Annotated in this window: 3 protein-coding genes and 1 pseudogene; 3 read left to right on the top strand and 1 reads right to left on the bottom strand. The window is 39.3% G+C overall.

Annotated elements, in window-relative coordinates; all coding sequences use genetic code 11:
- Window positions 1-274 precede the first annotated feature (274 nt).
- Window positions 275-439 (top strand): hypothetical protein, encoded by a 165-nt coding sequence (locus tag F6K27_RS33000; RefSeq protein ID WP_287273928.1) that lies wholly within the window; start codon window positions 275-277, stop codon window positions 437-439.
- A gap of 199 nt (window positions 440-638) precedes the next feature.
- Here the strand turns inward: F6K27_RS33000 and F6K27_RS32995 are convergent, their stop codons facing one another.
- The gene (locus F6K27_RS32995) at window positions 639-812 is read right to left on the bottom strand and encodes a hypothetical protein (RefSeq protein WP_287273926.1); all 174 of its coding nucleotides are present in this window, start codon (window positions 810-812) and stop codon (window positions 639-641) included.
- 359 nt (window positions 813-1,171) lie between these two features.
- On the opposite strand from F6K27_RS32995, the pseudogene F6K27_RS32990 reads away from it, so the two are divergent.
- Window positions 1,172-1,477, top strand: a pseudogene (locus tag F6K27_RS32990) (hypothetical protein); the annotation flags it as partial.
- A partial coding sequence (locus F6K27_RS32985; protein ID WP_287300973.1) for a Calx-beta domain-containing protein occupies window positions 1,472-1,981 on the top strand: 510 nt, incomplete at its 3' end. The pseudogene F6K27_RS32990 and the gene F6K27_RS32985, both read left to right, overlap by 6 nt.

Genomic DNA, 1,981 nt, shown 5'->3' with positions numbered 1-1,981 from the left:
AAAGCTTGACTAAAAATTTTGTTTGCGCAGCATTCCGCAGGAAAAGAACCCTGGAAAATGCTACTTCCAAGTAAATTATGTGTTTTATTCGACTAATGCTTCAGAGATTGGCGATCACCTAAATTTTGAGAGATACGCTCAGGGGTTCTATAAAAGTGTGACCGGAGAATGGATAGTCACAACCTTTTGTGAGAGAAACTATATTGAAAAGTTTGATCGGGAAGCTCTGGGATGGTTGGGTTGAAAAGAAGATCAACTCAGAGATCAAACCAGTATGATGCGTCATTTTATCTTAGTGTTTGTTGCCTATACTTTCATTGTTTACCAACAATTAATAGCAGGCTTGAGAAAGGGTTATTCTCGCCAAGCTTTGACAAATTTTACAGAGACATTAGAAGCATTTGTGACTGGTGTTTCCTACAATTTTTTTTGTTGGTGACAAGAGAATCAAGAAATTTTTGCTCAACATCTTAGGTTTTTATGAATAGGGATAAAACTAAAAATGTTAGGCGATCGCTATAATTTTTCTAAGGATTAGCGGAGCTATGCGTCAGCAATCGTTCTATTTGATATGCGCTATATCGCTATATATAGTGTCTTTGCGTAAGTCCTGAAAGTGTGAGCCAACGTGTAATCGTTTATTCATGGCGACCTAGTAGCTTGGCTAGTTCTGGGCGACTCAATACTTGATTGGTTTTTAGCCAGTAAATCATTTGTATTCGTACTCTTTCTCTAGGTGTTATTGACTTACTTAAACGCTTTTCTAGTTCAGAAACTGTTTCATTGATTTTGACTTTTAAGGGACGGGCCATAAATACTTTGGCGATCGCTCTATGATTTTCTTCACTATTATATATTATTAACTTGTATTCAGCGCAGCTTCATAGAGAATTGGTATCATTGCTATAACTTCACAAAAACTTTAAGAAATTTCTGTATAACTTTACAGAAACTTTAAGAAAATTTAAATAACATAAGCAATAATTAAATTAAGCAACCAGGAAACCATTTAATATTTATGTCAAATTTTCTACTAGAAAATTTGAAAATTGACTGGCAAATTCTACCGTAGGATACATTAAATATGACAAACATTCGTATAGAAGCAGAAGATATGACTCTAAGTGGCTAAAAATCTGAATCCAGAAGTGTAGCTTCAGGTGATGCAGTAGTCTCTGTATCCAGAAAAGGCACACAAGGTAGTGCCACAAATCAGTTTACAGGAGATACAGGTACATACAATGTAGTAGTAGGTTACTATGATGAAAAAGATGGTCAATCTTCTGTTTCAGTAGAAATTGGTAATCAGACCATTGATTCCTGGGTATTTGACCAAGATTTGGGTAGTAGCTCGGTGAGTAGTCAAAATTTTGTAGAGCGGACTATCGCTACAAGTCTACAGATTAATAATGGAGAAAACATCACCCTCAACGGTGAAAAAGAGAGAGGGGAGAGGGCAAGATTTGACTACATTGAATTTATCCCTGTTGCAGCGCCAGCACCAGCACCAGAGCCAGCACCAGCACCAGCGCCAGCACCAGAGCCAGCACCAGTACCAGAGCCAGCACCAGTACCAGCACCAGCACCAGCACCAGCACCAGCACCAGCACCAGAGCCAGCACCAGGAACATTATCCTTTAGCGACACCACTTACAGCATAAATGAAGATGGTACTACTCAAGGTGCCGTCATAGTTACTCGTAGCAGTGGCAGTGATGGAGCAGTCAGTGTGACAGTTACCCCCTCTAACGGTACAGCCACAGCAGATAATGATTATGACAGCACTCCCATAACAGTTGATTTTGCAGATGGAGAAACAGAGAAAACAATTAATATCTCTATTGTTGATGACAGTGAGCAAGAGGATGACGAAACAATTAATCTAACTTTATCCTCCCCTACAGGAGGAGCCACCCTCGGCACTGATGATACAGCGGTGTTAACAGTTGTAGACAATGATGCTTCTTCTCCAGATAATGGT

It is taken from the genome of Okeania sp. SIO2F5, assembly GCF_010692685.1.
In the GTDB taxonomy this organism is placed as follows: domain Bacteria; phylum Cyanobacteriota; class Cyanobacteriia; order Cyanobacteriales; family Microcoleaceae; genus Okeania; species Okeania hirsuta.
The sequence above is the reverse complement of the archived record's forward strand: the minus strand, read 5'-3'. Positions and strand labels throughout refer to the sequence as shown.